Annotated in this window: 32 protein-coding genes; 30 read left to right on the top strand and 2 right to left on the bottom strand. The window is 54.1% G+C overall.

The window, feature by feature from the left end; genetic code table 11:
• Positions 1-380 precede the first annotated feature (380 nt).
• From ACW9E7_RS22270 to ACW9E7_RS22300, 7 genes are all read left to right on the top strand, one after another.
• On the top strand, positions 381-695 hold the full coding sequence (locus ACW9E7_RS22270; protein ID WP_032656143.1) for a hypothetical protein: 315 nt from the start codon (positions 381-383) through the stop codon (positions 693-695).
• A 60-nt stretch (positions 696-755) separates the two neighbouring features.
• Positions 756-1,217, top strand: a complete 462-nt coding sequence (locus ACW9E7_RS22275; protein ID WP_063157255.1) for a DUF1419 domain-containing protein — start codon at positions 756-758, stop codon at positions 1,215-1,217.
• A gap of 87 nt (positions 1,218-1,304) precedes the next feature.
• Entirely contained in the window at positions 1,305-1,451 is a 147-nt protein-coding gene (locus tag ACW9E7_RS22280) for a succinate dehydrogenase flavoprotein subunit (RefSeq protein ID WP_136487002.1), read from the top strand.
• A gap of 40 nt (positions 1,452-1,491) precedes the next feature.
• A complete protein-coding gene (locus tag ACW9E7_RS22285) occupies positions 1,492-2,283 on the top strand; it encodes an N-6 DNA methylase (protein WP_458728453.1) in 792 nt (263 codons plus the stop codon).
• A gap of 42 nt (positions 2,284-2,325) precedes the next feature.
• Entirely contained in the window at positions 2,326-2,661 is a 336-nt protein-coding gene (locus tag ACW9E7_RS22290) for a hypothetical protein (protein WP_063157252.1), read from the top strand.
• Between the two features lie 687 nt (positions 2,662-3,348).
• On the top strand, positions 3,349-3,642 hold the full coding sequence (locus ACW9E7_RS22295) for a hypothetical protein (protein WP_050863359.1): 294 nt from the start codon (positions 3,349-3,351) through the stop codon (positions 3,640-3,642).
• Between the two features lie 16 nt (positions 3,643-3,658).
• Positions 3,659-4,480, top strand: a complete 822-nt coding sequence (locus ACW9E7_RS22300) for a DUF932 domain-containing protein (RefSeq protein ID WP_023345481.1) — start codon at positions 3,659-3,661, stop codon at positions 4,478-4,480.
• Positions 4,481-4,508: 28 nt separating this feature from the next.
• Here the strand turns inward: ACW9E7_RS22300 and ACW9E7_RS22305 are convergent, their stop codons facing one another.
• Positions 4,509-5,048 (bottom strand): lytic transglycosylase domain-containing protein, encoded by a 540-nt coding sequence (locus tag ACW9E7_RS22305; protein WP_458728454.1) that lies wholly within the window; start codon positions 5,046-5,048, stop codon positions 4,509-4,511.
• A gap of 573 nt (positions 5,049-5,621) precedes the next feature.
• On the opposite strand from ACW9E7_RS22305, the gene ACW9E7_RS22310 reads away from it, so the two are divergent.
• Positions 5,622-6,017 carry a relaxosome protein TraM gene (locus ACW9E7_RS22310; RefSeq protein WP_029403780.1) on the top strand — a complete coding sequence of 132 codons (396 nt, stop codon included), beginning with the start codon at positions 5,622-5,624 and terminating at the stop codon, positions 6,015-6,017.
• A 32-nt stretch (positions 6,018-6,049) separates the two neighbouring features.
• Here ACW9E7_RS22310 and ACW9E7_RS22315 read toward each other — a convergent pair whose 3' ends face one another.
• Positions 6,050-6,691, bottom strand: coding sequence for an Arc family DNA-binding protein (locus ACW9E7_RS22315; RefSeq protein ID WP_458728455.1), 642 nt, complete (start codon positions 6,689-6,691; stop codon positions 6,050-6,052).
• Between the two features lie 194 nt (positions 6,692-6,885).
• Here ACW9E7_RS22315 and ACW9E7_RS22320 point away from each other — a divergent pair, with 194 nt between their 5' ends.
• The 22 genes from ACW9E7_RS22320 (at position 6,886) to traN (ending at position 22,341) form a co-directional block, all read left to right on the top strand.
• Complete coding sequence (locus tag ACW9E7_RS22320; RefSeq protein ID WP_032645467.1) at positions 6,886-7,239, top strand: type IV conjugative transfer system pilin TraA; 354 nt, start codon at positions 6,886-6,888, stop codon at positions 7,237-7,239.
• Positions 7,240-7,242: 3 nt separating this feature from the next.
• Positions 7,243-7,545: a type IV conjugative transfer system protein TraL gene (gene traL / locus ACW9E7_RS22325; protein WP_032641335.1), complete on the top strand. Its 303-nt coding sequence runs from the start codon at positions 7,243-7,245 to the stop codon at positions 7,543-7,545.
• Positions 7,546-7,551: 6 nt separating this feature from the next.
• On the top strand, positions 7,552-8,133 hold the full coding sequence (locus tag ACW9E7_RS22330) for a TraE/TraK family type IV conjugative transfer system protein (protein ID WP_458728456.1): 582 nt from the start codon (positions 7,552-7,554) through the stop codon (positions 8,131-8,133).
• Between the two features lie 11 nt (positions 8,134-8,144).
• Positions 8,145-8,885 carry a type-F conjugative transfer system secretin TraK gene (gene traK / locus ACW9E7_RS22335; RefSeq protein WP_458728457.1) on the top strand — a complete coding sequence of 247 codons (741 nt, stop codon included), beginning with the start codon at positions 8,145-8,147 and terminating at the stop codon, positions 8,883-8,885.
• A 2-nt stretch (positions 8,886-8,887) separates the two neighbouring features.
• On the top strand, positions 8,888-10,291 hold the full coding sequence (gene traB / locus ACW9E7_RS22340) for an F-type conjugal transfer pilus assembly protein TraB (protein WP_458728470.1): 1,404 nt from the start codon (positions 8,888-8,890) through the stop codon (positions 10,289-10,291).
• Between the two features lie 7 nt (positions 10,292-10,298).
• Positions 10,299-10,547, top strand: a complete 249-nt coding sequence (locus tag ACW9E7_RS22345; RefSeq protein WP_458728458.1) for a hypothetical protein — start codon at positions 10,299-10,301, stop codon at positions 10,545-10,547.
• On the top strand, positions 10,544-10,966 hold the full coding sequence (locus ACW9E7_RS22350; RefSeq protein WP_039265196.1) for a hypothetical protein: 423 nt from the start codon (positions 10,544-10,546) through the stop codon (positions 10,964-10,966). The genes ACW9E7_RS22345 and ACW9E7_RS22350 overlap by 4 nt, the downstream gene beginning before the upstream one ends.
• Positions 10,959-11,426 carry a hypothetical protein gene (locus tag ACW9E7_RS22355; protein ID WP_458728459.1) on the top strand — a complete coding sequence of 156 codons (468 nt, stop codon included), beginning with the start codon at positions 10,959-10,961 and terminating at the stop codon, positions 11,424-11,426. The genes ACW9E7_RS22350 and ACW9E7_RS22355 overlap by 8 nt, the downstream gene beginning before the upstream one ends.
• A gap of 163 nt (positions 11,427-11,589) precedes the next feature.
• Positions 11,590-11,985 (top strand): hypothetical protein, encoded by a 396-nt coding sequence (locus ACW9E7_RS22360; protein WP_119916806.1) that lies wholly within the window; start codon positions 11,590-11,592, stop codon positions 11,983-11,985.
• 58 nt (positions 11,986-12,043) lie between these two features.
• Positions 12,044-12,598, top strand: a complete 555-nt coding sequence (gene traV, locus ACW9E7_RS22365; RefSeq protein ID WP_032641275.1) for a type IV conjugative transfer system lipoprotein TraV — start codon at positions 12,044-12,046, stop codon at positions 12,596-12,598.
• Positions 12,595-12,849, top strand: coding sequence for a hypothetical protein (locus ACW9E7_RS22370; RefSeq protein WP_119916809.1), 255 nt, complete (start codon positions 12,595-12,597; stop codon positions 12,847-12,849). Before traV ends, ACW9E7_RS22370 begins: the two co-directional genes overlap by 4 nt.
• Entirely contained in the window at positions 12,846-15,455 is a 2,610-nt protein-coding gene (gene traC, locus ACW9E7_RS22375; RefSeq protein ID WP_119916811.1) for a type IV secretion system protein TraC, read from the top strand. Before ACW9E7_RS22370 ends, traC begins: the two co-directional genes overlap by 4 nt.
• Positions 15,452-15,865 carry a type-F conjugative transfer system protein TrbI gene (trbI, locus tag ACW9E7_RS22380; RefSeq protein WP_119916812.1) on the top strand — a complete coding sequence of 138 codons (414 nt, stop codon included), beginning with the start codon at positions 15,452-15,454 and terminating at the stop codon, positions 15,863-15,865. The genes traC and trbI overlap by 4 nt, the downstream gene beginning before the upstream one ends.
• On the top strand, positions 15,862-16,497 hold the full coding sequence (gene traW, locus ACW9E7_RS22385) for a type-F conjugative transfer system protein TraW (RefSeq protein WP_458728460.1): 636 nt from the start codon (positions 15,862-15,864) through the stop codon (positions 16,495-16,497). Before trbI ends, traW begins: the two co-directional genes overlap by 4 nt.
• Positions 16,494-16,886 (top strand): hypothetical protein, encoded by a 393-nt coding sequence (locus ACW9E7_RS22390; RefSeq protein ID WP_458728461.1) that lies wholly within the window; start codon positions 16,494-16,496, stop codon positions 16,884-16,886. The genes traW and ACW9E7_RS22390 overlap by 4 nt, the downstream gene beginning before the upstream one ends.
• Positions 16,877-17,155 carry a hypothetical protein gene (locus tag ACW9E7_RS22395; protein WP_458728462.1) on the top strand — a complete coding sequence of 93 codons (279 nt, stop codon included), beginning with the start codon at positions 16,877-16,879 and terminating at the stop codon, positions 17,153-17,155. The genes ACW9E7_RS22390 and ACW9E7_RS22395 overlap by 10 nt, the downstream gene beginning before the upstream one ends.
• On the top strand, positions 17,146-18,159 hold the full coding sequence (locus tag ACW9E7_RS22400; protein WP_119916817.1) for a hypothetical protein: 1,014 nt from the start codon (positions 17,146-17,148) through the stop codon (positions 18,157-18,159). The genes ACW9E7_RS22395 and ACW9E7_RS22400 overlap by 10 nt, the downstream gene beginning before the upstream one ends.
• Positions 18,160-18,262: 103 nt before the next feature.
• Entirely contained in the window at positions 18,263-18,478 is a 216-nt protein-coding gene (locus tag ACW9E7_RS22405) for a hypothetical protein (RefSeq protein WP_047650740.1), read from the top strand.
• A 54-nt stretch (positions 18,479-18,532) separates the two neighbouring features.
• Positions 18,533-18,856, top strand: a complete 324-nt coding sequence (locus ACW9E7_RS22410) for a hypothetical protein (protein ID WP_458728463.1) — start codon at positions 18,533-18,535, stop codon at positions 18,854-18,856.
• Positions 18,853-19,851 (top strand): conjugal transfer pilus assembly protein TraU, encoded by a 999-nt coding sequence (gene traU, locus ACW9E7_RS22415; RefSeq protein ID WP_458728464.1) that lies wholly within the window; start codon positions 18,853-18,855, stop codon positions 19,849-19,851. Before ACW9E7_RS22410 ends, traU begins: the two co-directional genes overlap by 4 nt.
• A gap of 10 nt (positions 19,852-19,861) precedes the next feature.
• Complete coding sequence (gene trbC / locus ACW9E7_RS22420; RefSeq protein ID WP_119916819.1) at positions 19,862-20,485, top strand: type-F conjugative transfer system pilin assembly protein TrbC; 624 nt, start codon at positions 19,862-19,864, stop codon at positions 20,483-20,485.
• Entirely contained in the window at positions 20,482-22,341 is a 1,860-nt protein-coding gene (traN, locus tag ACW9E7_RS22425; protein ID WP_458728465.1) for a type-F conjugative transfer system mating-pair stabilization protein TraN, read from the top strand. The genes trbC and traN overlap by 4 nt, the downstream gene beginning before the upstream one ends.
• The last annotated feature ends 146 nt before the right edge of the window (positions 22,342-22,487 follow it).

Below are 22,487 nucleotides of genomic sequence, written 5' to 3' on the forward strand. Positions count from 1 at the left end.
CCGGGTTTCGGGCCATACGGCTAGGGTCTGATGGCGAAGGTCAAGGGCTGCGGCTTCTCCGGCCGTGCCGTCCGGAACGCCTTCACCGCGCCGGCTGATGCCGTCGCTCTGATGTCGCCACGCCGTTCCGACGTGTCGGGTGTGTGCATCCTGTTCCCCCGGTGAAGCCATCCCCCGTGCGTCCTCACGCGGAGGGCTGCTTGTAGCACCGTCGGGTCGTCATCCAAGGGGTGAAATGCACTCCGCCAAAACTTTTTGCGGGGCGCAAAAACTTTTGTCTCCGCCCCTTTCCTTCCTCCCTTCGCCGTTGCTCCTTTGCCCTTTGCCGCGAGAGAACTCACCAGGGAGATGGCCAGCCATCACCACAGGAGAAAACCAGGATGCACACACGAAACGTCAACGTCAAAACCGCCGCTCAAGAATCTTCCAGAAAGATGGGGGGGAAAACCGTGTCGTACACGATCCTCGTCGCTGAGACGAAAAAAAACTCTGAGGAGGAATCGGACGTTCTGGAGTTCAGCAGCCTTGCTGAGCTGAAGAAACTGCGCAGAAGCTGCCCCGAAACGATGCGCTGCACCTATTTCTACGCCCTCAGCAGCGGCGTCGATAAACAGTTCCGCCATATCCATGTGGCTGAAGCTGACCACTTCAAACAGTTTGTGCGCCTGATCGAGCGTGCAGGTATCGACATTTAAATCCGGTTCACCCCGTGCGGCAGCTGTCGCACGGAACCTCATCAGACAGGAGCATGAAAGATGAACGTTAACACCCCGACCGCTGCACCAATGGCCTTTTTCGTTCCATCTCATAACGCTGTTTATGACCGCGCAACACAGCTGGACGGGCAGTGGGTGACTCAGCGTGAAGCGAAAACGCTGGAATCCCTGCGCCGTCTCTATCCGGACGCGGAGCTGATCCCCGCGACTCAGGTGCAGGAAAAGCAGAATGACGGCTATCGCCGTCCCTGGGTGGAAATCACCGAGGCCCGGTACATCGACCAGCTGGAAACGTTGCCGCCAGTGGACTGGTGCAGGGGGTTTGGCGGGGAGTCATTCAAATCGATGGAGTTTACGGGCGGGGATGTGACCGCAATTTTTGTCCGGTACGGCGCGCGCTTCTTTGAGTGCCACGACCTGCACACCCGCCATCACCGGGAGCTGATTGGCGACGTGATCGCCCGTTTCTGTCTCGATGCGCCGCTGAACTCCGCGCATTAAAAAAGCAGGGTTGCCCCTGCTTTCTCAACGCCGGGTAGCCGCTGTAACGGTGAACCGGCAATCACAACCAAAGTAAGGAGATTGATCGTGAAATTTGACCCGCAAACTGTAAAACAGGCTGAGGCATTTGTAAATGCCCTCCGCGCCGGAAAACGTGCTCACATGCCCGCGCTGCGCTTTGACCAGTGGCAGCAATTTATGACCACCGTTTACGCTGGTCTGGGACTGGCATAACAGGAGGCGGCCGCCTGCGGGCGGCCGGTAAGGAGAAACCATGTCACAACTGAGTTTTGAATCCCTCTTCCTGGCAGACCAGACCGATCCGCAGCCGCGGGTTTCCGCTCCTGTACGGGTATTGTCGCCAGCTGAGGCGCGTAAGCAGTTCGCCAGTGTATTCCGCCAGACTGCGAAATATATGCGCCGTTCCGAAGTGTTCCGCGATTTCATCACCCTAGTAGCCAGTGGGCTGGATATCGCGCGAATACGCTCGCCAGAAAACATCGAAAACAGCCGACGCATCTGCGAAAGGTATCAGCCAGACGATTTAGACGCCATGAGACATCTGTACTGCCTGTTGGTGGAGGGGCTGGCGGGTGAAATGCATGATTTCCTCGGCGCTCTGTATATGGAGCATGAGCTGGGCGCGGACGAAATGGGACAGCATTTCTCCCCGTCCTGCATCTCCCGCCTGATGGCCGGACTACTCATGCCCGGCGCTCAGGAGACGATAAAGCGTGAGGGGTGGATGACGCTTGATGAACCTGCCTGCGGTAGCGCCGGAATGGTCATTGCCTTTGCATACTGGATGGCTGAAGCGGGATATAACCCGTCAGAACAGCTGTATACCACCTGCACTGACATCGATCCAATGGTGGCTGATATGGCCTTTATCCAGCTGGCACTGCTGGGTATACCCGCGAAAGTCGTGACCGGAAATACGCTGACCCTGAAAGCAAACCGCGTGCGTTACACCCCTGTTTATTACTTCAATGACTGGCAGGGACGTCTGGCATTTCGCAGTCGTCTGGATGCAATGAAAAACTTTCTGGCCACCGTGGCCGCCTGACTGACAGAGCGGCAGGGTAGACCTGCCGCAGGGAGAGAGAAAATGACAAGCAACACACTGAACGCTGTTCCGGCGACCGTGCTGGAGACGATGGCAGAACGCCTGCACGGCCAGGCTGAACCGATAAAAATCCGCAGCAACGATGATCACGCCGCGCTGGCTGCAGATGTGCTCTGGAAATTTGCCCGTAAAACCGGACTGAACAGGGAAAGCGAAAGCGTGCAAACCGTCATCACGGATTTTCTGGCGAATCTGCTGCACCTGTGCGAACAGTGCGATCCGGACGGGGCGGGTATCGACGGATTTAATGCCCTGCTGAATATGGCCATGATGCACTATGAGCAGGAAAACGGAGGTGACAGCGAAGAACCGATCTGATCGGAAATCTTAGCCCCGGTGCATATCATCGGGGCAACCGCAAAAAACGCTTCCCCTGCGGGGAAACGGGGAGGGCGAAAGCGCCTCCGGCGCTCCTGCCTTTCCCCGTTGCAGTGCTTCTCTCCTTACCGGCGATCATAACCGGCGTCCTGCTGGTTATCTTTCTCAGCTGCAGCTCTGTGGCCATAACCCGAAAACAGGGCAGGGCGATGGCCCCCTTCGGCTCCCGGCCAGCGCTGCTGTCCGGTCGTCGAGCCCCACTCCGCCAGGGCGGCCGCTGCGCACCCGCCGGGCTCCGCCGAACCCGCAAGCGGTTTCGGGCTGACGCTAGGGTCTGATGGCTAAGGTCAAGGGCTGCGGCTTCTCCGGCCGTGCCGTCCGGAACGCCTTCACCGCGCCGGCTGATGCCGTCGCTTTAATGGCGCCACGCCGTTCCGACGTGTCGGGTGTGTGCATCCTGTTCGCCCGGTGAGGCCATCCCCCGTGCGTCCTCACGCGGAGGGCTTGTCGTAGCACCGTCGGGTCGTCATCCAAGGGGTGAAATTCACTCCGCCAAAACTTTTTGCGGGACACAAAAACTTTTGTCTCCGCCCCTTTCCTTCCTCCCTTCGCCGTTGCTCCTTTGCCCTTTGCCGCGAGAGAACTCACCAGGGAGATGGACAACCATCACCACAGGAGAAAACCAGGATGCACACACGAAACGTCAACGTCAAAACCGCCGCTCAAGAATCTACCGGAAGATGTGATTCAAACCTCACCACGTCCCAGTTCATGGATCTGTTTTGCTGGGTCCTGGCAGCATCTGAAGGGGAACCACAACCGGCAATTTTTACGCCGCCTGAGAATGCCACTGAGCTGACGTTAATTAATGACGAATGCCCGGATTATATCTCTGTCTGGTTTGTCGATGGTCGCCCGGTGGCAGCTGCAATGCCGCTGGATAATTTTCACCGCGTTATTCCTTCATCACTAACTAAATAATCAGGAGTAAATAAAAATGGTCAGTTTCGCAAGCCGCTATCGTATACCTACCTCGATCCGTAAAGACCGTCCGCTGACGAATGAGGAATTACAGCTCATCGTTCCGAGCGCGTTCTCATCGGATAAACACGATTCACGCTCTGAACGTTATACATATATCCCGACCATAAACATTCTTGATCGTTTACGTGATGAAGGTTTTCAGCCGTATTATGCAACTCAGTCACGTACACGTGACCAGGATAAACGCGACTTTACAAAGCATATGCTTCGCCTGCGTCGTCATGACCAGATTAACGGAAAAGAAGTACCGGAAATTATTCTGCTGAATAGCCATGATGGTTCAAGCAGCTATAAAATGATCCCTGGTATGTTCCGTCAGGTTTGCAGTAATGGTCTGGTTGCATGGAAGGATTTTGGTGAAATCCGCGTACCCCATAAAGGGGATATTGTCGGGCAGGTTATTGAAGGCGCTTACACGGTGCTGAAAACATTTGACGCGGTTGATGAAAATATTGACCTCATGAAAAGCATTCAGCTCACTTTGCCTGAGCAGCGCCTTTTTGGTAAGACCGCCCTGGAACTTAAGTACGATGGAAAACCAGCGCCGATAACCCCGGAGCAAATTATTAACCCTCGCCGTGTGCTCGACAGAGGGCAGGATTTATGGACCACGTTTAACGTGGTGCAGGAAAATGTGATCCGTGGGGGGATTCGTGGCAGAACGGAAAAAGGGAAGATGACCAGAACGCGGGAAGTCACCGGAATAGATGGTGACATCAAATTAAATCAGGTGCTCTGGAAAATGGCTGAGGAGTTTGCAAAACTGAAGGCCTGAAAATTAAGTCGCTCAACAGAGCGGCTTTTTACTGTCCGCTGTTTAACGATGCTGTTTCTGCAATTTTAATCTCATGCTCCTTTCCCGCAGCTGGCGCGAGACGTTCAGAAAGTAACTTTTTTCTTGCCAGTAATACACGATATATATTTTTGATGTCCTGTGCATAGGCCTTGCGCTGTACAATGAGCTTTTTGCTCGGACCCGTATTATACATCCCCACGCTGTCCCAGTTTTTTCCGTATGACCTGAAGTTGTGCGCCAGTACCCATGCTCCCGTATAAACGCAGATACATGGATCATTCAACAGGCGCTCACGGGTAATATTGAAGTTTTTAAGTTTGCCGTAATGGGAACTGTTCACCTGCATCCCGCAGACATCTTCTGTTCCATTCCTGTTTGATCCATTTATCGCACCCGGCTTTAGCCTGCTCTCTTTAATCGAAATTGACATAAGCAGCAGCGGATCAATTTGATAATCTTTCCCGGCCTGGTCAAAGCACATCTGGGGAGCTGCGCCAGCAGATAGTGAAAGGGTCAGAAGTGCCGCAGGCAGTAACGATATTTTCATGGTTTGGCCTTTTAACGAAATACACGGGCTCTGGAGAGTCGCTTTAAAAAATACCCCGGCGGATCGTCGTAATCAAGTTAATTCACTACAAACGCGCGTGAACGCTCTCCTGCGGGGATTTAACATCAGGCCGGAATAAACATGTCAGGGCAGTGGGCGGTATTAACATGCCGCTCTTTACTAACCCCTTAAAACATCACACCCCACGCAAGACGAAGTCTTGCAGATTTTTCTTTTAATTTCAGTTGGATGCCCGTAATAATTTTGCGCGTTGTTGGATTAAGACCGTTAAATGTCGCACATACCGACACTACACTATCGTATAATCCTGATACCTGTTAGTGTCGGTATGTCACACATGTATCGTACAATTGTAGATATGCTTTAATTCCATTGAATTATATATCGCACAGTGTCACACTGTCGCACATCCTGGTGCTGGATTGTACTACTGTATAGAGCGTAAATTCACAGCAGTATCAATCCATTGCACCTTTGCGCAGCAATCTGAAAATCCACCAACAGGCTATATGTAGTGTCGGTTCCGACACTAACTTAAAACAGGTAAGAAATATGGGAAGAGTCGGCATCTACCTTAAAGATAAAATTGAACGCGAAGTTCGTGATATCGTTCAACAAGACCTGCAAAACGGCGCTAATGCTGGAGAAGCAAACATATCAGCTACCTGCAACGAATTAATCAGGCTTGGACTTCTTGTTTATAAGCGCGATGGGGAGGATGGCAACCAGTTTGATATTGAAGGATATCGCAGAGACCTCATAAGAAAAGCAGCCGGCTCACGTGAAGGCACAGTTCTCATTGCAACACTACTCGCTGAAATGTATTTAAAAATGACAGGAAAAGACGGCGAGGGCAGCCTGGAAGATACGCTCGATATGATTATTAGCGGCATAAATACAGCCGAGAACGAAGCGGAAGCAAGGCACTTCATCAACGAAAAGGAATAAATCTGCGAGCCGGACACTCCGGCTCGCATCGATCACTGAGACGATTTTTCATCCCAGGGGAGGTCACCTTTTTCCACCTCTCTTATTTTTTCCTTCAGGAAAACTTCAAACTCCATACAGAGAACTTTAAGTGCCTGAGCATCCTCGTTCTGGTCAAGCAACCTTTCCTTAAAATAACCCAGCGTATTCATCAGGCGGGTGAGCATTTCGTCATTCAGACTACGGTTATGCACCTTCGCCATTGCCCTGATTTCATCAGCAAGATTCTCGGGAATACGCATGCTATATCCGGTTGTTTTCCCCGGAAGCAAAATCCGCTCACCCTCACGCCACATCCACAATTGTTCCTGCTTGAGTGGGGTTTTAACTTCAGCCACAACCTCAGCGGATTCACTATCAAGTAATTTTCCAAGCCACTCCTCGAATCTTACCGCTAGCGCTATGAGCCGCTCACCCTCCGCAGTTTTAATGACTGGCTTACCCGGCTGATAATTTAGCGACAATAAAAGCCTGGCAATAATTTCCTCATTCACACTCCTGTTGCCAGCTCTGGCACATATTCTCAGCTCCATAAGCAAATTATCCGGAGCACGCAATCGCCACTCCACCGCTTCACCTGGCTGGAACTTACGCGGACGGCCGCGACCATCCCACATTTTCTCTTTAACTTTCATAGCTATAGATCCCGGAGGCCATTTCCGAACTTTCTGGTCAACAAAGCCTACTCACTTACATATTCGGATAAATCTGAATGATTCCAAAAAGTGTGACATGCGTCACAGTTTTTTTTTTAGGGTCATGGGACAATTGCGCCCGCGTAAACAAGCACTTACGCGATTCACTTTTGTTTACTTCGGAGAAAACAAACATGTTAACCAAAGGCAGTGCCCTTAACGTCGGTAAGGGATGGGCGGTAGCGTCTTTATTCCGCAAAGCACGCGAAAATCGCAAAGCTAAATTTTACTTAAAGTCAGCAGGCGCTTTTTTAATTGCACTTATGGTCACTCACCCGGCATTCGCATCTGGTACTGACCTTCTTTCCTCACAAAACACCACGGTTAATTCAACCTTCGGCTCTGGTTCTTCACTGGTTAAATGGTTCTACATCGCCGAAATCATCATGGGTCTGTTTATTTACATTAAGGCCCGCTCACCACTGGTGTTCGTCGGTATCGTTATGGCAATCATCTTTACCCGTGTCGCCTTCGGCATCGCGAGCTAAATGATGAATGGGGAAGGAGATAAATATAACTTCCCGGAAACAATGAACCAGCAGGACCGTTATTTAGGCTTACCGATTGACGAGTTAATTGTTACCGCACCCCTATTGATTTTGGGGGTGCTTAACAACTTGTCACTCGAACTTGGTGTAATCGCGGGAATCCTCTGGTTTATCGTCAGATATCTGAAAAAAGGGCAGGGGTCATACTGGTTGCTTAATTTCTGTTACTGGCACCTGCCATCACTTTTATTCAAAGTAACCTTTCGCCAGATACCTGATTCAAGTTTCCGGCACTGGAGGGCATAGTTTTTCATGAAACTGAATATTAAAGGAGAGCGCGATAAACAACTCCGCTATGCGTTTATTGGTCTTTCAGCTTTAACTTTACTCATGGGCACAGGGAATGTACTGACAGGGTCACTGGCATGGTATTTCGCCACAACCCAGAAAACCATCACCACGCCTTTAACGTTTAACCGCCCATTTGCATCAGATTCTAAAAGTGTCGACGCCACCGGTCTGACACAGTTCGCCGCTTCCTTTATTTACTGGCGACTCAATGTTACTCCGGAAAACATCGAGCATAACCAGAAAATGATTCTTGGATTCGTCCCTTCCGCCGAACGGGACGTACTCAAGAAAGCCCTGGACATAGAAACTGAGCGCATCCAGAAAGCAGGCATCACCACCCAGTTCGACACGAAAGAAATTCGCGTCATGGACGATGGCTCCGTGCAGTACAGCGGGGTACTGAAATCCTCCACCACAAACGGCGCAATCATCACGCCACTGAAAGACCAGGAAAAAACCTACCGACTGAAACTGAGTTATGACAATGGTGTGATTAACCTCCACAGCTTTGAAGAACTCAGGCCGGTATCTCCCACTAACTGACAGGACTGCCCATGAAATTTCGCATTTCACCGGCAGCTGCTGCTGTGTTTCTGGCAGCGGGATTATTTACCAGCGGCCTCCGGGCCGCTTCCGCACCCGCAGCCATTCCGTTTGAGAACGACGCCGCCTTTAACGTCACCCTCAGCAACACCAACCCGAGCAAGGTTGTTGTCGACGGAGAACTCATTACCAGCATCAGCGGACCAACCGGTGCGTATGACCAGAGCCAGACCGAGGACGGAGCGCTTATCCTGTCTCCGCTTGTCGGCCAGAACTTCACCCTGTTTATCCAGACTGACCACGGCTCATCGCTGAGCCTGAACGTCAGCCCGCAACCGGGTAACGGCAAAACACTGCGCTTCACCCCTATGTCACCACCACTTCGCAAGAACGACGATGCGAAGGCATGGGAAGAAGGGCAGACCTATGAAAAAACGCTGGTCGCGCTATCCCGCGCTGTAGTCAATGGTCAGGTGCCGGACGACTACCGGGAATACCCGGTCAGCCGCACGCCGGCTTACACACCCGCCAGTGACGTACGCCTGACGCCTGAACGCCAGTTTGTGGGCAACCACCTGCGGGTTGTTCGCTTCCGGATGAGCAACCCGGGCAGCATCACCCGCAGCCTCCGCGAGCGTGATTTCTGGCGCAAGGGCGTCCGGGCCGTAATGCTGTCGCAGAATCAGCTCTACGCTGGCGGCGAAGGGTATGCCTGGATTGTGTTCTCAGATGATGGAGACACCCGCTCATGACCATAAGCCTGAATGAAAACCTGAAAACCCGCCGCAAGCAGCTGGCCATCCTGGCCGCCGTCATCATTGGCGGCGCAGCTGCAGCAGGCGGCGTAATGTGGTACGGGCAATACCAGCAAAAACAAAAGCAACCCGCACCGGCTGCAACACCAAACCTGACTGGCATTGTGACCGCAACATTTAACGAACAGGTCAACGATGCCGCGCTGACACAACAGCAGGCAAAGACCTCTGCTCTTGAGCAAAGCCTTGCCACGCTTGCTCAGCAGTTCGAGCAGAACAAGCTCACCACCGAACAAAAGCTGGCCGAAAAGGACGCTGAAATTCAGCGCCTGAATGACCAGCTTACGAAAGCCCCCGGCAGCAACCAGACCACTGGTCAGCAGACACCACCTGCTGGCCAGAATGGAACACCACTCCCCGGTCCCGTTGCTGCCGGTCAGGCCCGACCACCCGAATACAATGTGACCCCCGCAGGTGCACCGGCCGCCACTGGTGTGAATATGGGGCAGGGCGCAGCGTTCTACCCGGGCGGCTCTGGCCAGAGGATGACAGGCGGCCTGTCGACAACAAAGTTCAAATACGACAGCCTGATGAAAAAGCCAACCAAACTCCCCTGGATTCCTTCTGGCTCATTCTCTGATGCCGTCCTGATTGAGGGGGCCGACGCGAACGCCAGCGTCACCGGGCAGCAGAATACCAGCCCTGTTACTATCCGCCTGCAGGGCAACATTCAGATGCCCAACAACAAAGAGTTCAACGCGGACGGTTGCTTTATTGTGGGTGAGATGTGGGGCGATATCTCCAGCGAACGCGGAAACGTCCGCACCCAGTCCATCAGCTGCATCCTGAAAAACGGCAAGCACGTGGACATGGAGTTTCAGGGGCATGTCAGCTTCCAGGGTAAAGGCGGCATTCGCGGCAAGCCCGTTATGCGAAACGGCATGATTGTCGGCTACGCCGGTGCAGCAGGCCTCCTCTCAGGTTTTGGTGAAGGTATCAAATCTGCCGCCACACCATCCGTCGGCCTCGGAGCCACAGCAGATGTCAGTGCTGGCGACGTGTTTAAGCAGGGTATAGGCGGCGGGGCCAGCAAGGCGGCCGACACGCTGAGCCAGTACTGGATTAAGCGCGCTGAGCAGTACCACCCGGTAATTGATATTGGTGCCGGCAACCAGGTGACCGTTGTATTCCAGAAGGGCTTCCGCCTTGAAACTATCGAGGACGCCGAGGACGCGAAAGCGAAAGAGGAACTACAGAAAGCCGGCAACGCCGCGCAGAACGCAGTGACTCCGCAGCCAGCGAGCCAGACCACTGCATCCAGCACCACCTCAGTCGGCAACATCAACCCGGATGACGTTCTCCGCCAGGCCAGCCAGCTGCGCCTCGGTGACACCATCAACTGATGAGAGAATGACGATGAAAGCACGAAAAATAATGTTTCGGGCGGCAACCGGATTGATCCCAATGCTGTTATTCACAGTAACAGTATTCATTTTATGGTTCGCGCTGCACTTCAGTATATGGGTAAAGCTCATAGGACTTCTCATCTTCTTTGCAGGTGGTTACTTCCTGATTGAAACCATGCCGGGTGGGTGGATATGGCGTGAGCTGCACTCATCACCTTCAGACGTAACACCTGAAGAAAAGGAGAGCAAATGAAGGGAGCACGCATAGATGACCGCATTAGCTTTCTGAGGGGTATTGAACGGGACTGGGAAGACTGGTCCGCAGGAAAAAACACAAAACCCCACTGGCTATTTTTGGTAGGGGGATTAACCGCTACAGGGATGTTGATTTTTAGCTTCTGGTCACACAATCAGAGGCTTACCGTGGCTTCCATTGCTGTTGGAATAGCTTTTCTTCTCGCCGGATTGTTACAGGCATGTGAAACATGGGAAGAAAAAATACAGCGGAAAATTCGGGCATATGAGCCGCTTGATATTGATGCCATGCGCACCCTGGCCGTTTCTGTTTTTCACAAGGATAAGCTGACACGGGAAGAACTCAGACAGTGGCTGGACGCGGAGTTCAGCGCCATTTCTGATGCTGCTCTTCGTGGGGGAAGCCGTAATGCGTGATGAAGAGCGTAATAACTCACTGCTCAGGAAAATGCGGATGCATATTGCTGAATGGGAGGCTGGCCGGCCCACTCCGCAAGGAAATAAGTACATTTTCCTTTGGCTTGCAACCTTCATCGTTGTACTGGTAGCTACGGTTTCAGTGTTCCGCCCGTCATTGTTTGCACTGTGTTTCCTGATTGCCTGGTTTTTTCTGAGTCAGGAGATATTTAAGCGAATTATCCCGCGTTACAACGAAAGCTGGGAGGAGATATTCGACAGGTTACTTTCTGATTATGAACCCCTGAACCTTTCTGCCTGGGAACACCTGAAGCACCAGGCTGAAACAGAAGGGCTGACGGCCAGAATTGTCAGCAACTGGCATCGTGAGGAAGCCAGGTCCGTCTGGCCAGAAAAGAAACCTGACCTGAAGTTCCTCCATAAAGTCACTGACGGTAACGAGAAAATCGGAGAGGAATGAAGCGTACCAGAGCCATTGCACTACTGGTAATAACAGCCGGAGCGACCGGTGTTTCTGTTTACAACCATACTGGAGGGCTCACTGTATTACTCACCCTGGTGACCATAGGCGCACTAGCTCATGTCATCAACGTCTTCCTGTAATTCATTTCACTGGAGTGTTTATGTCTGCCAGCATGGCAAGCTACCCATTACTCAAAATCCTGCACAACTATCGCTATATCCTGATTCCAGCACTGGTATTCACTACCGAACTGACAGTGTGGGCAGCGCTCAATCTTAAAGGCGTGGGTGATATGGGCTGGGTCTCCTGGCGAGTGTGCCTGCTCTTTAGCGTGTTCCTCGTATGCTTTAGCGACTCAGCCTTTAACAAACTCGATGGTGGGTTTCTTATGTATGGTTCAGTCGTTCCGTGGGGCGGAATGCTGATAGGGACCATTGCTTATGGCTTTATCCAGATGAACCTGAACTTTCTGACGCTGGATTTATTTTATGCCGGCGTGTTTTGCAGCCTTGCTGTGCAGTTGGTTTTCACTTTGATTCAGTGCAACTGCAAATAATCGAAATTAAGTATTACCCCTCCCTGAATACCGCTTAAATTAAAACCGGAGTTACCCCATGAAAAAACTACTGGGTGCTGCACTGCTGTGCAGCGCACTGACCGGCTGCGCCGGTCTCAATTCTGATTTCGACTGCAACAAGACCGCAACCGACCAGTGCCTGACTACCGGTGAGGCCAACAAGCTGGCCGCTCAGGGTAAAAGTCTGGATGACCTGACGGCAGAGAAAACCGCAAAAAAGCCTGCGGGTGAAACCCTGCCGGCACTGCGCAATTCAGCACCGGTCGTGAATCCCTTCCGTCCTGTTTCCGCCGCAGCAACCGGAACCACCGCCGCTAAGCCTGTCGCACCGCGCCCCCTGACCACTGCGCCGGCGAAATCGTCAGGTTCGCTGGTCACGCCGCTGGACACGTCCAGTCATGCAGCCCCTGTGCCGGTTAACACGGCGGGCCGCGTTCCGGTTCAGCGTATTCCAGACGCCACGCAGCGCCTGTGGATTGCACCCTGGGTGGACACGGACGACAACTTTCATCAGCCGGCTGTGGTCGAGTTCGTGAAAAACAAATCCCACTGGGATGAAAGCTACCGCGTCATCGGGGAGGGAGGGGAATGAACAGCCACTACATTTCCGGCAGGAACGGCGTCGAATATCTGGCGAAATCGTTAGCCCATTCACGGAAAGGAACGACGCAAATCACCGCCACACAGTCAGTCGATACCGATGATGAAACGCTGGCCGTTTTGAGCGTGAGCCGTGACTGGCAGATTAAAACTGCCGGTGATGCACCGTACACCGGCCAGATGAACGAAGAGAAGCTGCGTCGCCTGGAGTTGATCCGGGCCGCTGCGGAGGGCCGAAAATGAGTTTTGTCGACAGCCTGATGGATATGCTGAAAAACGGGAAAGAGGAAGACGGTGCAGCAACGGCCCGCAACAACCTTTCCCAGACCTGGGACTATCCGTCTCTGGTCGCTGCGCTGCCGTACCGGTATTACGACGACAGGAATGAAATTTTCGTCAATGCCGGCTCTGCGGGCTTCATTATGGAGGCCGCCCCGCTTCCTGGCGCGAACGAGCAGGTGATGGCCGCGCTCGATGACATGCTACGTAAGAAGCTTCCCCGCCAGACCCCTGTGACCGTCATTATGCTTGCCAGCAAGTGTGTCGGGGAACGCATCGATCGCGGCGTGAGTAACGACATGTGGAAAGGGGGGATGGCCGATCATCTCAATAAAATCACCCGCGCGTTCTGGCAGCGTTCCGCGCTGCACGGCCTGGCCAACGAACGGGAATACCCGCTCTACCTGCGTAACTACCGTATCTTTATTGTCTACGGTCAGCCCATTAAGCGCGCTTCCCAGGTGCAGCGGGTGATGGATGACCTGATTCAGATACGTAACACCATCCGCGTCTCACTGGGAGCCGCGCGCATCGACAGCATGAACACCGATGTGCACGCATTCCTGTCTGCGGTACGCGAGCAGATGAACTACCGTCAGGAACAGGTGCTGACGTCCTCCGGGGACTACAACGAGGATGAGAAGCTCAACCGCCAGGTGGTTGATCCCGGGATTGACCTGAAGGTGCATCCATCGCATATCCGGATGGAGCTGCCTGAAACCATTGACGCGCGCGGGACACGCCTGCCGGCATCGGCATGTCGCATCATCAACATGCAGCTTGCTAAAAATCCGCGTCGATTCGCGCTCTGGCAGGGGGCTGACAATCTGCAGAACCTGCGTTTTCCCGACCTCGGGATACCCTGTCCCTTTATGCTGACCTGGACGACGGCGCTGGAAGAACAGACCAAAAGTCAGAGCGAGGCTTTCCGTAAAGACCAGGACCTGTCTAAAAAGGCCAACTCAGCCTACGCTGCACTGTTCCCCAACACCAAAAAGGCTGCAGAGGAATGGCGGCGTACCCGAGAGCAGCTTCACAGTAATGAAATCGCGCTCTGCAATACCTACTTCAACCTGACCCTGTTCGCCCCGGATAACAATACCGAGGCACAGAAGTGTGAACTGGCCGCCGTCAACGTGTTCCGTAAGAACGAGCTGGAAATGGTGACGATACAGTACCAGCAGATGCGCAACTGGCTGGCCAGTTTCCCGTTCGTCATGCAGGAAGGGATGTGGGAAGACCTGAAGATGACGGGGGCAACGCTACGCTCCAAGTCATGGAACGCAGTGAGCCTGATGCCGGTCGTCGCCGAACGCCAGCTGTCCAACGTGGGTATGCCATTGCCGACCTACCGGAACCAGGTTGCATTCTACGACATGTTTGGTGAAGAGAACGGCAGTACCAACTTTAACATCGCCGTCACTGGCACGTCCGGGGCCGGTAAATCATTCCTGACGCAGGGCATTCTTCGTGACGTACTGAATGCCGGGGGATACGCCTGGGTTATCGACATGGGGGACAGCTACAAGAACTACTGTCACCAGGCCGGCGGGGTTTATCTCGATGGCTCTAAACTGCGCTTTAACCCGTTCGCCAACGTTAAGGACATTAATCATTCTGCGGAAGGGATTGTGCGCCTGCTGACGGTACTCGCCAGTCCGACGCAGCCGCTGGATGGCGTCTGTGAAGCGATCCTGCAAAAAGCGGTAATGGATGCGTGGGAGAAGAAGGCAAACAAAGCCCGTATCGACGACGTTCATAATTACCTGACAAATGAGGATGTGAACCAGGCGTTCGCAGACAAGCCGACCATCATCGCGCGCCTTGCTGAGCTGGCCATGTTGCTCGATACCTACTGCACCTGGGGGCCTGACGGAGAATACTTCAACGCCGACGCACCGACGCTCGATGGTGAAACCCGCTTCGCGGTGCTGGAGCTGCTGAGCCTGGAAGACAAGCCGAAGCTGCTCTCGTCCATCCTGTTCTCGCTCATTCTGGCGATACAGGAAAAGATGTACCACAGCCCGCGCGACCTCAAAAAAGTCTGCATCATCGACGAGGCCTGGCGTTTGCTGGGTGGCTCCAACCCACACGCGGCAAGGTTTATCGAAACCGGCTACCGCACCGTGCGTCGTCACCGTGGGGCGTTTATCACCATCACCCAGGGCATCAAGGACTTCAGCGCCAGTAAGGAAGCAGAAGCCGCCTGGAACAACAGCTCCACCAAAATCACCCTCTTGCAGGATGCGAAGGCGTTTAAACAGTACCTTGCCGATAACCCGGATCAGTTCTCGGACATGGAAAAAGAAGTTATCCGTGGCTTCCAGCCAGCCCTGCAGACCGGCTACAGCTCCCTGCTGATAAACGCCGGTGAATACAGCTCCTTCCATCGCCTGTTCGTCGACCCCGTGACGCGTGCCATGTTCAGCTCGCGTGGCGAGGACTTCGCTTTCATGCAGAAAGCCCAGAAAGAAGCGGGAGCGACAGCGGAAGAGGCGGCATATCTGCTGGCGGAGAAAAAATACGGTAGTGAACTTCGCGAACTTGAAGAGTGGGTGAAAGCAGCATGAGTGAACAACAGGACAAGCCGTATAACTGCGACACCGTCCGCGACGGTGTAACGATAGCCAGCAAGACATCCCGCTGGGTTAAAGCCAGCATGCTGGGGCTGGCGGGACTTCTGGTTATGACAGGCGTGGCATATGTGACGGCGAAAGCCGTCACCCCGGAGGTGGTGGTCTTCGACATGAAGGGGACTGTGGACCTCTTCATGCAGCAGTCCGCTCAGTTACAGCTCGATGAAAACAGGGCTAAAGCGATGACCCAGCAGTTCAACGCGGCACTGACCGGCAGCCTGGATGCATGGCAGTCCTCACACAACGCCATCGTTCTGGTGAAGCCGGCGGTGATGAGCCCGCAGCGCGATATCACGAATGAAATTCGTGCTGATATTGCCCGACGCATCCAGGGGGGCCAGTGAAAAAACGACTGCAGCTGACGGCCATGATGCTGCTGATGCTTTCCGCCGGCAGCGGGGCGAAAGATCTCGGTACCTGGGGCAACGTCTTCGAGCCTGCAGAGCAGGACATGCTGGCGTTTATCCAGAATCGCCTGAAGGGAATGGAGCAGACGGGCGAGCTGGACCGCCTTCGCAAAGAGGCAACGGAAAGAGTGAAGGAGCATGCGGTACGTCCGACGCCGGTGGAAGGGCTCACGAAAGCGAAGGAATACCGCAGCTTTGCCTGGGACCCGACATTTACCGTGAAGGAAACGATCACTGACATGCAGGGCAAAGTGATCGCCCGCAAGGGCGATACGGTCAATCCTCTTGATAAGGTGCCCTTCAGCCAGGTGCTCTTTTTTATCGACGGCGATGATAAGGAGCAGGTGAACTGGGCACGACAGCAGCTCGCCGGTCAGACCAGCGTGAAGGTCATCCTGGTGAACGGCAACATCAAAGAAACCAGTGATGCGCTGAATGAACGTATCTACTTCGACCAGTCTGGCGTACTGACCCGTAAATTCGGTTTTGAACACATCCCCGCGCGGATATCGCGCGACGGCCGCGTGATGAAAGTGGAAGAAATTCCGGTATCAGGAGCGAAAAAATGAGTGCAACAACGTTAGGTGACCTGTTTCCCGAAATGCGTCAGGCGGTCACATCCCAACGACGTTACGGCAGAAAAACGCGTAAACCCGCTGAGATAGCTCCTCGCATGGGAACAGCAGAACGGCTGAAGACGCTGTACCCCGAAATTGACTCCTGGCATCCGGTACTGGTGACCAAAGCCTGGCTCCACTGGTGTGTGCAGAACCAGCAGGACAGCCGGGAGCCGTCAAAACGTGATGAACGGTTTCCGGACTACATCATTCACCTCTTACTGGAGAACATGCGGGCCGAGGACAGCGCGAAACGTAAAAAGGGTCAGACGATGTCACTTTCCGAGCGCCTCGACAGGTTGTTTGCGGGCGAAGAGCAGGAGAGCGCCGAATGTCACTGATACACAATAGCGCTGTGCCGTCTGTGTTTCAGCATATGACAGGTCACAACGCTGATAACAAAGGCTGTGACGAAACCGTGAATCAACTCTGTCATCTGTACCCAGAAATCGCTTCATGGCAACCGGCGCTGATCGCCGGTGCCTGGCAGCAGTGGTGCGCTGAGAACCAGCTTCAGCCGATAGCGCCGGAAGTACGTGATGAGGCGTTTCCCCTGTACCTCGTCAGGCTTATCCGTAACAGAATGGAGGAGATGAACGCATGGCGTTAATCAGCTGCTTCACCAGCCCTCAGGGGCTGCAGGGGATGCTCACCTGTTTGCGTGATACTGAGGGCATGACCGGTATTCTAGTCGTCGTTGCGCTACTCGCTGGCTGGATTGTTGTTCAGCATCTTGCAGATGCACGCCGTGAACGCCGTGCGTGGGAGAGCAGACCGGGAATACCTGTCCCTCTGGCGCAATTTGGCAGTGCCCGACATGCCGAAGCGGTTCATGCATTTGCTAACCGGGAATACTACCAGTTGCTACTGGCTGAACTGGAAAAGGCATTGACTGAAGAGGGCTATGTACTGACGCGTGATGAATCACTGCGCGTGACGATGCCAGAGGTCGATCGGCAAAAAATCAGCCGCCGGATTTTCCGGGCGCGCCAGTGTTATACATCACCGAGAGTAACTGAGCAGACGATGCAGGACAGCGAAGATGCGGCAGTGAACGATGGGTACGCCGGCACGTGGCTCAGCGTACTTATCCGGGGCAGTGAGAGGGAAGGGTGGTACATCAGCCGACTGATGACAGACTGGCAAAAACAGATGTGGCCCGTCAGGCAGGTGATCATCAATGTGACGTCTGATACGTCGACAATTACACGTGATCTGGTTCGGGGATTGAAAGAGGCCGTGCAAATGGTGAGTCGCACACCGTTCCCTGAAAACGATAATGTTATCAGTCTTTGCACTGTGCCCGTAGCATCCCCGGATCTACAGGTAACGCTGCAGCGTCAGTTGTGCAGTACGCCTCCAGGGTTCTTTCCTGGATTTGCCGGGCGGAACGTACCAGAGGAGCTGGCGAAGTTGATTGCTGTACCACAGGACGAAGAAAAGCGGGTTGTTGCTGTCTTCGCGCAGATAACCTCCCCACATTCAACAGAGATGTTAGTCCGGTATCTGAATGCTGCCGCTGACCGTATTTCCGCCGGGGAGGAGCATACTGCTGAGTACGATGATGACAATGGTTATGCCTTAATTGTCACTCGTACTATCAAAGCTCACTGACTCAACCGCGCGGCCTTTCAGGATGTTCGGTGCTCACTGCGTTGCGCTCCGCCTCAGCCTGAATGCCCCCCCGGTTTCCGATTAACCCCGACCAGGTAACGCCATGAAAAAAGACCCTGTTACTGAAAAGGGCCGGAATGTCACCTCAGTACGTCACGATGAGGGTTCGGCCCGACAGATGGATGAAATCCTCAACGATAATCCACTGTACAAACCCTCGCATGTTCTGCGCGGCGCCATTCTTGCCCTGTACGAAATGAGCCAGGAAGAACGTCTGGCCATCATCATGAAAGCGGCCGGTAAAGCCAATAACCACTGATCCTTTTTAAGCCCTTCCGCCGTCCGGTGGCTGCGGCACTCCCGGAGATACCCCATGACTCACCCTGAACCTGTCAGGCCGGTGACGGTTACCCGTGACCGCAACGGCTTCTGGACGCACCCTCATTATTTTGCACCCGCCAGTGATAAGGCCACACAGACTGAATTTGGCGACTGGATGCGCCAGCACAATCTGACCTGCGCCACCCGCTGGATGGAAAACGACGCGCCTCCCCAGGTGATCGCCGACTGGGAAAAAGGGAAACAAAACATCATTGATTGGCTCCCTTCCGCGCCAGAGGGCGATGGCTGTTTCATTGGCTCCATTCATGACACTGAGGACGGCCCGGTCTGTGTGTGGCTGCGGGAGGTGAAATGAAGCGTTTCTCATGGCTTGCCTGCGTGATGCTGGTCCTGCTGTCCTGGATGCCAGCTCAGGCAACGGCCGCAGCCAGCAACGCGGGTGATGGCCGCTGGGTTAACCCGATAAGCGATGTCTGCTGGAAGTGCCTGTTTCCGATGACGCTCGGCAATATTCAGCTGGCCGCCGGTCCACAAAAGGATACCAACAACCCGGCTTCGCCGATCCAGATTTGTCCATATGGTGTGTTTTATCGTATCGGTCTGGCCATCGGATTCTGGGAGCCAATGGCGATGGTGGACGTAACCCGTGAGCCTGGCGTCATGGTCAACATGGGCGGCTTTAAAATCGATCTCGGACGAACGGGAACGGGAACCGCAGGGCAGAGTGACCGGCCCGCTGCCGGCACGTTCTACCATGTTCACTGGTATAAATACCCGCTGATTTTCTGGCTGAACATCATCACCAGTCTGGGGTGTCTGCAGACCGGCGACATGGATATTGCCTATCTCTCCGAAGTTGATCCTCTCTGGAATGACAGCACCCTCTCGATGCTGATTAACCCCGAGGCAGCACTGTTCGGCAACCTGATAGCTCAGGGGGCCTGTGCTGCTGACGCAGCTGCATCATCAGCTGGCCTTCCTCTGTCGCCGCTGTTCTGGTGCGCAGGTAGTCAGGGTTCTATCTACCCGCTAACAGGTTTTACCAGCGGTGAGTTTTCTCCGCTCGAGGCCTCTCTGCTGGTCGGAGAGCGAATGGCCTTCAAGATGCATCGTGAGGGGCTGGTATGGAACTCTGTGGGCGCGGACGTCGCCGTATGTAACCAGTATCCATCCCCGATCATCCCGAAAGAGCGATGGCGATACCAGATGGTGAACATGTACCCCGAACCGGGCAACTGCCATCCCTTCGGGGCCAGCACGCAGCTGTGGGGCACAACGCATAACTCTCCATCCTCCAAAAAGAACTTCGGCTACCTCTTCTGGCGCAAACGTAACTGCGTATTCCTTTAAGGACATGACAATGAAAAACGCTTATCTCCGGGCGCTGACGATCAGCGTCATGATTGCTTTCGCGCCGCTGGCCCTGGCGAGCGCCCAGACCGATATCTCCGTCTCCGACCATAGCTGGATCAAAGGTCAGCAGGATGCGCTGACAGCGATGAAGGAAGACCAGCAGGGGCATCCGGCGGCCGCACCCGTCTTACCGCAGCAGCAACTGGACCTGATTAACCGCCTGCAGGGCGATATCGCAGCCCAGACTAACAAGATGGGGGAAAAAGACACGTTCCCGGCTATTTACTTTGTGAGCCTCGGTATTCCACGTGAAGGTCTGCTGCCCATGCTGAAGGATGCCCGCCGTTACAACATTCCGCCAACGCTGCGCGGCCTGGTTAATAACGACATGCGACAGACCGCGGCGGCAATGTTTGAGCTGAGTAAGGAGGACAAGGACGCTGGCGTGCAAATCGATCCAACGTTGTTCACTCAGTACAACATCACCACAGTACCCGCCCTGGTGGTGACCTGCCCTGGCCACTATGACGTCATCAGGGGAAGTCTGCCCCTGCAGCAGGCTCTCGAAAAAGTGGCAGAAAGTGGTGATTGTGCGGCAACGGCACGCCATCTACTGGAGGCCGCAAAATGAAAAAACTACTTTCAACGGTGCTGATGCTTTTCCCGCTTCTGGCTGGCGCAGCTGATCCTGCCTTTGAGGCGGGAGCGAGCTTTGGCAAGGGCAATGCTTCCGCCGGGACGGGAGCCCTGAAAAATCCGGATACCGTCACGGGGGCAATACCAGGCTATACCGCTAACCCACCGGAGAAAGGGTATTACGGCGGCGTGGATGGCGGTGACGGTGGGCTCGCCAACAAAGGGCAGGCCGCTCTGCAGGGTAATGACGCAGCGCAGTCGGTTATCAACTCCGGAAAAACGAACCCGACGCCCGCCATCGACCCGAACGCACCTTTTATCACTATCGGTAAAAATGCGGAAGCTGGCGCTGACGGTGTGCTAAACGGGACCGCGAACCAGTGTAAGGAGGTGACGGTATCGAAAACCACCTTTGAAAATTATACCTGCGATAAGGATGTGGCCTCAGTGGAAGCCTGTTCAAGAACGGCAACACCTGGCGGACATACTTCCACCACGACAGTGCAGAAAACTTTCACACTGACGGCGGCCAATGGCGATGTTGTTTTTACGAATAACGGTACTTCCTTAAGTTTTAGTTTTAAAGCGCCGGCATCAGGACCGGTGATCAGCGCGCATTTTTACTGGGCGGATCGCGATGTCAATGCCGGGAAAATCTCCTGGTGGGGCGTCAGTCAGACGATTGTCGGAAAAGCTTTTAACTGGGAAATGCCGGGCGCTCCGGGGACACCGTTGTCGCAGGGGGGCTCGTTACCTACCGGTTCCTATCAAAGCACCGGATGTGTTAGCGGAAAGCAGGATGTCTGTAGAAAACATATCCGGGAGCAAATAGCTGACTTTCAGTCCGGCGCGTCAGGTTTCACGCTGGTCCTCGTCATGAACGCGGTCGAGACCACTTTTGTCCCGGAAGTGAACTGGACTTCATCCTGTGGCCTAGATATGTCGAAGGCGCAAAAAACCACGTCAACCTGCACCACTCCGGGCGGAAATAAAACCATTGTGAACAATGGTCAGAGCTATGACGTCTACAGCGATTGCTGGGAGTACACCGATAACTATGTCGTACCCTCAGACTCCACGGGAACCTGCGGAACGCTGATGACGAATCCGTCCTGTACTGCGGCAGGAACAACCTGCACCGAGTCGACCGACGGGCAGTGTACCCATATGAGCTACACCTACCAGTGTCAGACCACACATCAGTCTGGCGGCCTGGTCTGCGGTGGCGATTACATCTGTAAGTCAGGTGAGTGTGATGAGACCAATGGTGCCGGAAGCAGTGGTTTTGATACGGCGGTGGCCAAACTGGCAGGTCTTGCCTCGGCAGCTGAAGACGCAAAAGGTGCCAGCAGCGCCATTGATGTAAAAGTTTTCACGGGTAAAGCCATGCGGTGCCGTAAGGCCTTTGCAGGGTTCTCTAACTGCTGTAAAGACTCAGGCTGGGGACAAAGCGCCGGTCTGGCCTCATGTGATGATGAAGAAAAGGCTATAGGGAAGGCGAAGGCGAAGAAAATCACCGTCAGCGTCGGCGAGCGGTGTGACCGCCAGGTGCTGGGTGCCTGCATCCAGAAAAGTCAGGTCTACTGCGTCTTTGACGGCAAGCTTGCCCGCATCATTCAGGAGCAGGGGCGTCGCGACCAACTGGGTGTGAAGTTCGGCAGCGGAGACAGTCCGAACTGCCGGGGTATGACAGAAAAGGAATTGGAGCGAATCAACTTCGACAAAATCAACTTCTCTGACTTTTATGAGGATTTAATAAAAAACCAGAAAGTGCCGGACACAAGTACCCAGATTCAGCTTATAAAAGATCGTATCGCAGCGCAGGTGAACCAGCAGGGAGGTGGGAAATGAAGCGCGTCCTCTGTGGCCTGCTTATGGCGCTAACGAGCCATATGGCGCTGGCCGAGGAAATTGTGACGCCGGCAGAACCGTTCACCGGCTGGTCCTGGTACAACGAACCCAAAAAGCCGCCGGAGCAGTCCAGAAAGCCACAACAG

The organism is Enterobacter sp. H2G27, from assembly GCF_054403075.1.

Excerpts from the sequence above, each read along its gene's own strand:
- ACW9E7_RS22270 (WP_032656143.1), top strand. The coding sequence starts at position 381 with ATGCACACACGAAACGTCAACGTCAAAACCGCCGCTCAAGAATCTTCC.
- ACW9E7_RS22275 (WP_063157255.1), top strand. The coding sequence starts at position 756 with ATGAACGTTAACACCCCGACCGCTGCACCAATGGCCTTTTTCGTTCCA.
- ACW9E7_RS22285 (WP_458728453.1), top strand. The coding sequence starts at position 1,492 with ATGTCACAACTGAGTTTTGAATCCCTCTTCCTGGCAGACCAGACCGAT.
- ACW9E7_RS22290 (WP_063157252.1), top strand. The coding sequence starts at position 2,326 with ATGACAAGCAACACACTGAACGCTGTTCCGGCGACCGTGCTGGAGACG.
- ACW9E7_RS22295 (WP_050863359.1), top strand. The coding sequence starts at position 3,349 with ATGCACACACGAAACGTCAACGTCAAAACCGCCGCTCAAGAATCTACC.
- ACW9E7_RS22300 (WP_023345481.1), top strand. The coding sequence starts at position 3,659 with ATGGTCAGTTTCGCAAGCCGCTATCGTATACCTACCTCGATCCGTAAA.
- ACW9E7_RS22305 (WP_458728454.1), bottom strand. The coding sequence starts at position 5,048 with ATGAAAATATCGTTACTGCCTGCGGCACTTCTGACCCTTTCACTATCT.
- ACW9E7_RS22310 (WP_029403780.1), top strand. The coding sequence starts at position 5,622 with ATGGGAAGAGTCGGCATCTACCTTAAAGATAAAATTGAACGCGAAGTT.
- ACW9E7_RS22315 (WP_458728455.1), bottom strand. The coding sequence starts at position 6,691 with ATGAAAGTTAAAGAGAAAATGTGGGATGGTCGCGGCCGTCCGCGTAAG.
- ACW9E7_RS22320 (WP_032645467.1), top strand. The coding sequence starts at position 6,886 with ATGTTAACCAAAGGCAGTGCCCTTAACGTCGGTAAGGGATGGGCGGTA.
- traL (WP_032641335.1), top strand. The coding sequence starts at position 7,243 with ATGAATGGGGAAGGAGATAAATATAACTTCCCGGAAACAATGAACCAG.
- ACW9E7_RS22330 (WP_458728456.1), top strand. The coding sequence starts at position 7,552 with ATGAAACTGAATATTAAAGGAGAGCGCGATAAACAACTCCGCTATGCG.
- traK (WP_458728457.1), top strand. The coding sequence starts at position 8,145 with ATGAAATTTCGCATTTCACCGGCAGCTGCTGCTGTGTTTCTGGCAGCG.
- ACW9E7_RS22345 (WP_458728458.1), top strand. The coding sequence starts at position 10,299 with ATGACGATGAAAGCACGAAAAATAATGTTTCGGGCGGCAACCGGATTG.
- ACW9E7_RS22350 (WP_039265196.1), top strand. The coding sequence starts at position 10,544 with ATGAAGGGAGCACGCATAGATGACCGCATTAGCTTTCTGAGGGGTATT.
- ACW9E7_RS22355 (WP_458728459.1), top strand. The coding sequence starts at position 10,959 with ATGCGTGATGAAGAGCGTAATAACTCACTGCTCAGGAAAATGCGGATG.
- ACW9E7_RS22360 (WP_119916806.1), top strand. The coding sequence starts at position 11,590 with ATGTCTGCCAGCATGGCAAGCTACCCATTACTCAAAATCCTGCACAAC.
- traV (WP_032641275.1), top strand. The coding sequence starts at position 12,044 with ATGAAAAAACTACTGGGTGCTGCACTGCTGTGCAGCGCACTGACCGGC.
- ACW9E7_RS22370 (WP_119916809.1), top strand. The coding sequence starts at position 12,595 with ATGAACAGCCACTACATTTCCGGCAGGAACGGCGTCGAATATCTGGCG.
- traC (WP_119916811.1), top strand. The coding sequence starts at position 12,846 with ATGAGTTTTGTCGACAGCCTGATGGATATGCTGAAAAACGGGAAAGAG.
- trbI (WP_119916812.1), top strand. The coding sequence starts at position 15,452 with ATGAGTGAACAACAGGACAAGCCGTATAACTGCGACACCGTCCGCGAC.
- ACW9E7_RS22390 (WP_458728461.1), top strand. The coding sequence starts at position 16,494 with ATGAGTGCAACAACGTTAGGTGACCTGTTTCCCGAAATGCGTCAGGCG.
- ACW9E7_RS22395 (WP_458728462.1), top strand. The coding sequence starts at position 16,877 with ATGTCACTGATACACAATAGCGCTGTGCCGTCTGTGTTTCAGCATATG.
- ACW9E7_RS22400 (WP_119916817.1), top strand. The coding sequence starts at position 17,146 with ATGGCGTTAATCAGCTGCTTCACCAGCCCTCAGGGGCTGCAGGGGATG.
- ACW9E7_RS22405 (WP_047650740.1), top strand. The coding sequence starts at position 18,263 with ATGAAAAAAGACCCTGTTACTGAAAAGGGCCGGAATGTCACCTCAGTA.
- ACW9E7_RS22410 (WP_458728463.1), top strand. The coding sequence starts at position 18,533 with ATGACTCACCCTGAACCTGTCAGGCCGGTGACGGTTACCCGTGACCGC.
- traU (WP_458728464.1), top strand. The coding sequence starts at position 18,853 with ATGAAGCGTTTCTCATGGCTTGCCTGCGTGATGCTGGTCCTGCTGTCC.
- trbC (WP_119916819.1), top strand. The coding sequence starts at position 19,862 with ATGAAAAACGCTTATCTCCGGGCGCTGACGATCAGCGTCATGATTGCT.
- traN (WP_458728465.1), top strand. The coding sequence starts at position 20,482 with ATGAAAAAACTACTTTCAACGGTGCTGATGCTTTTCCCGCTTCTGGCT.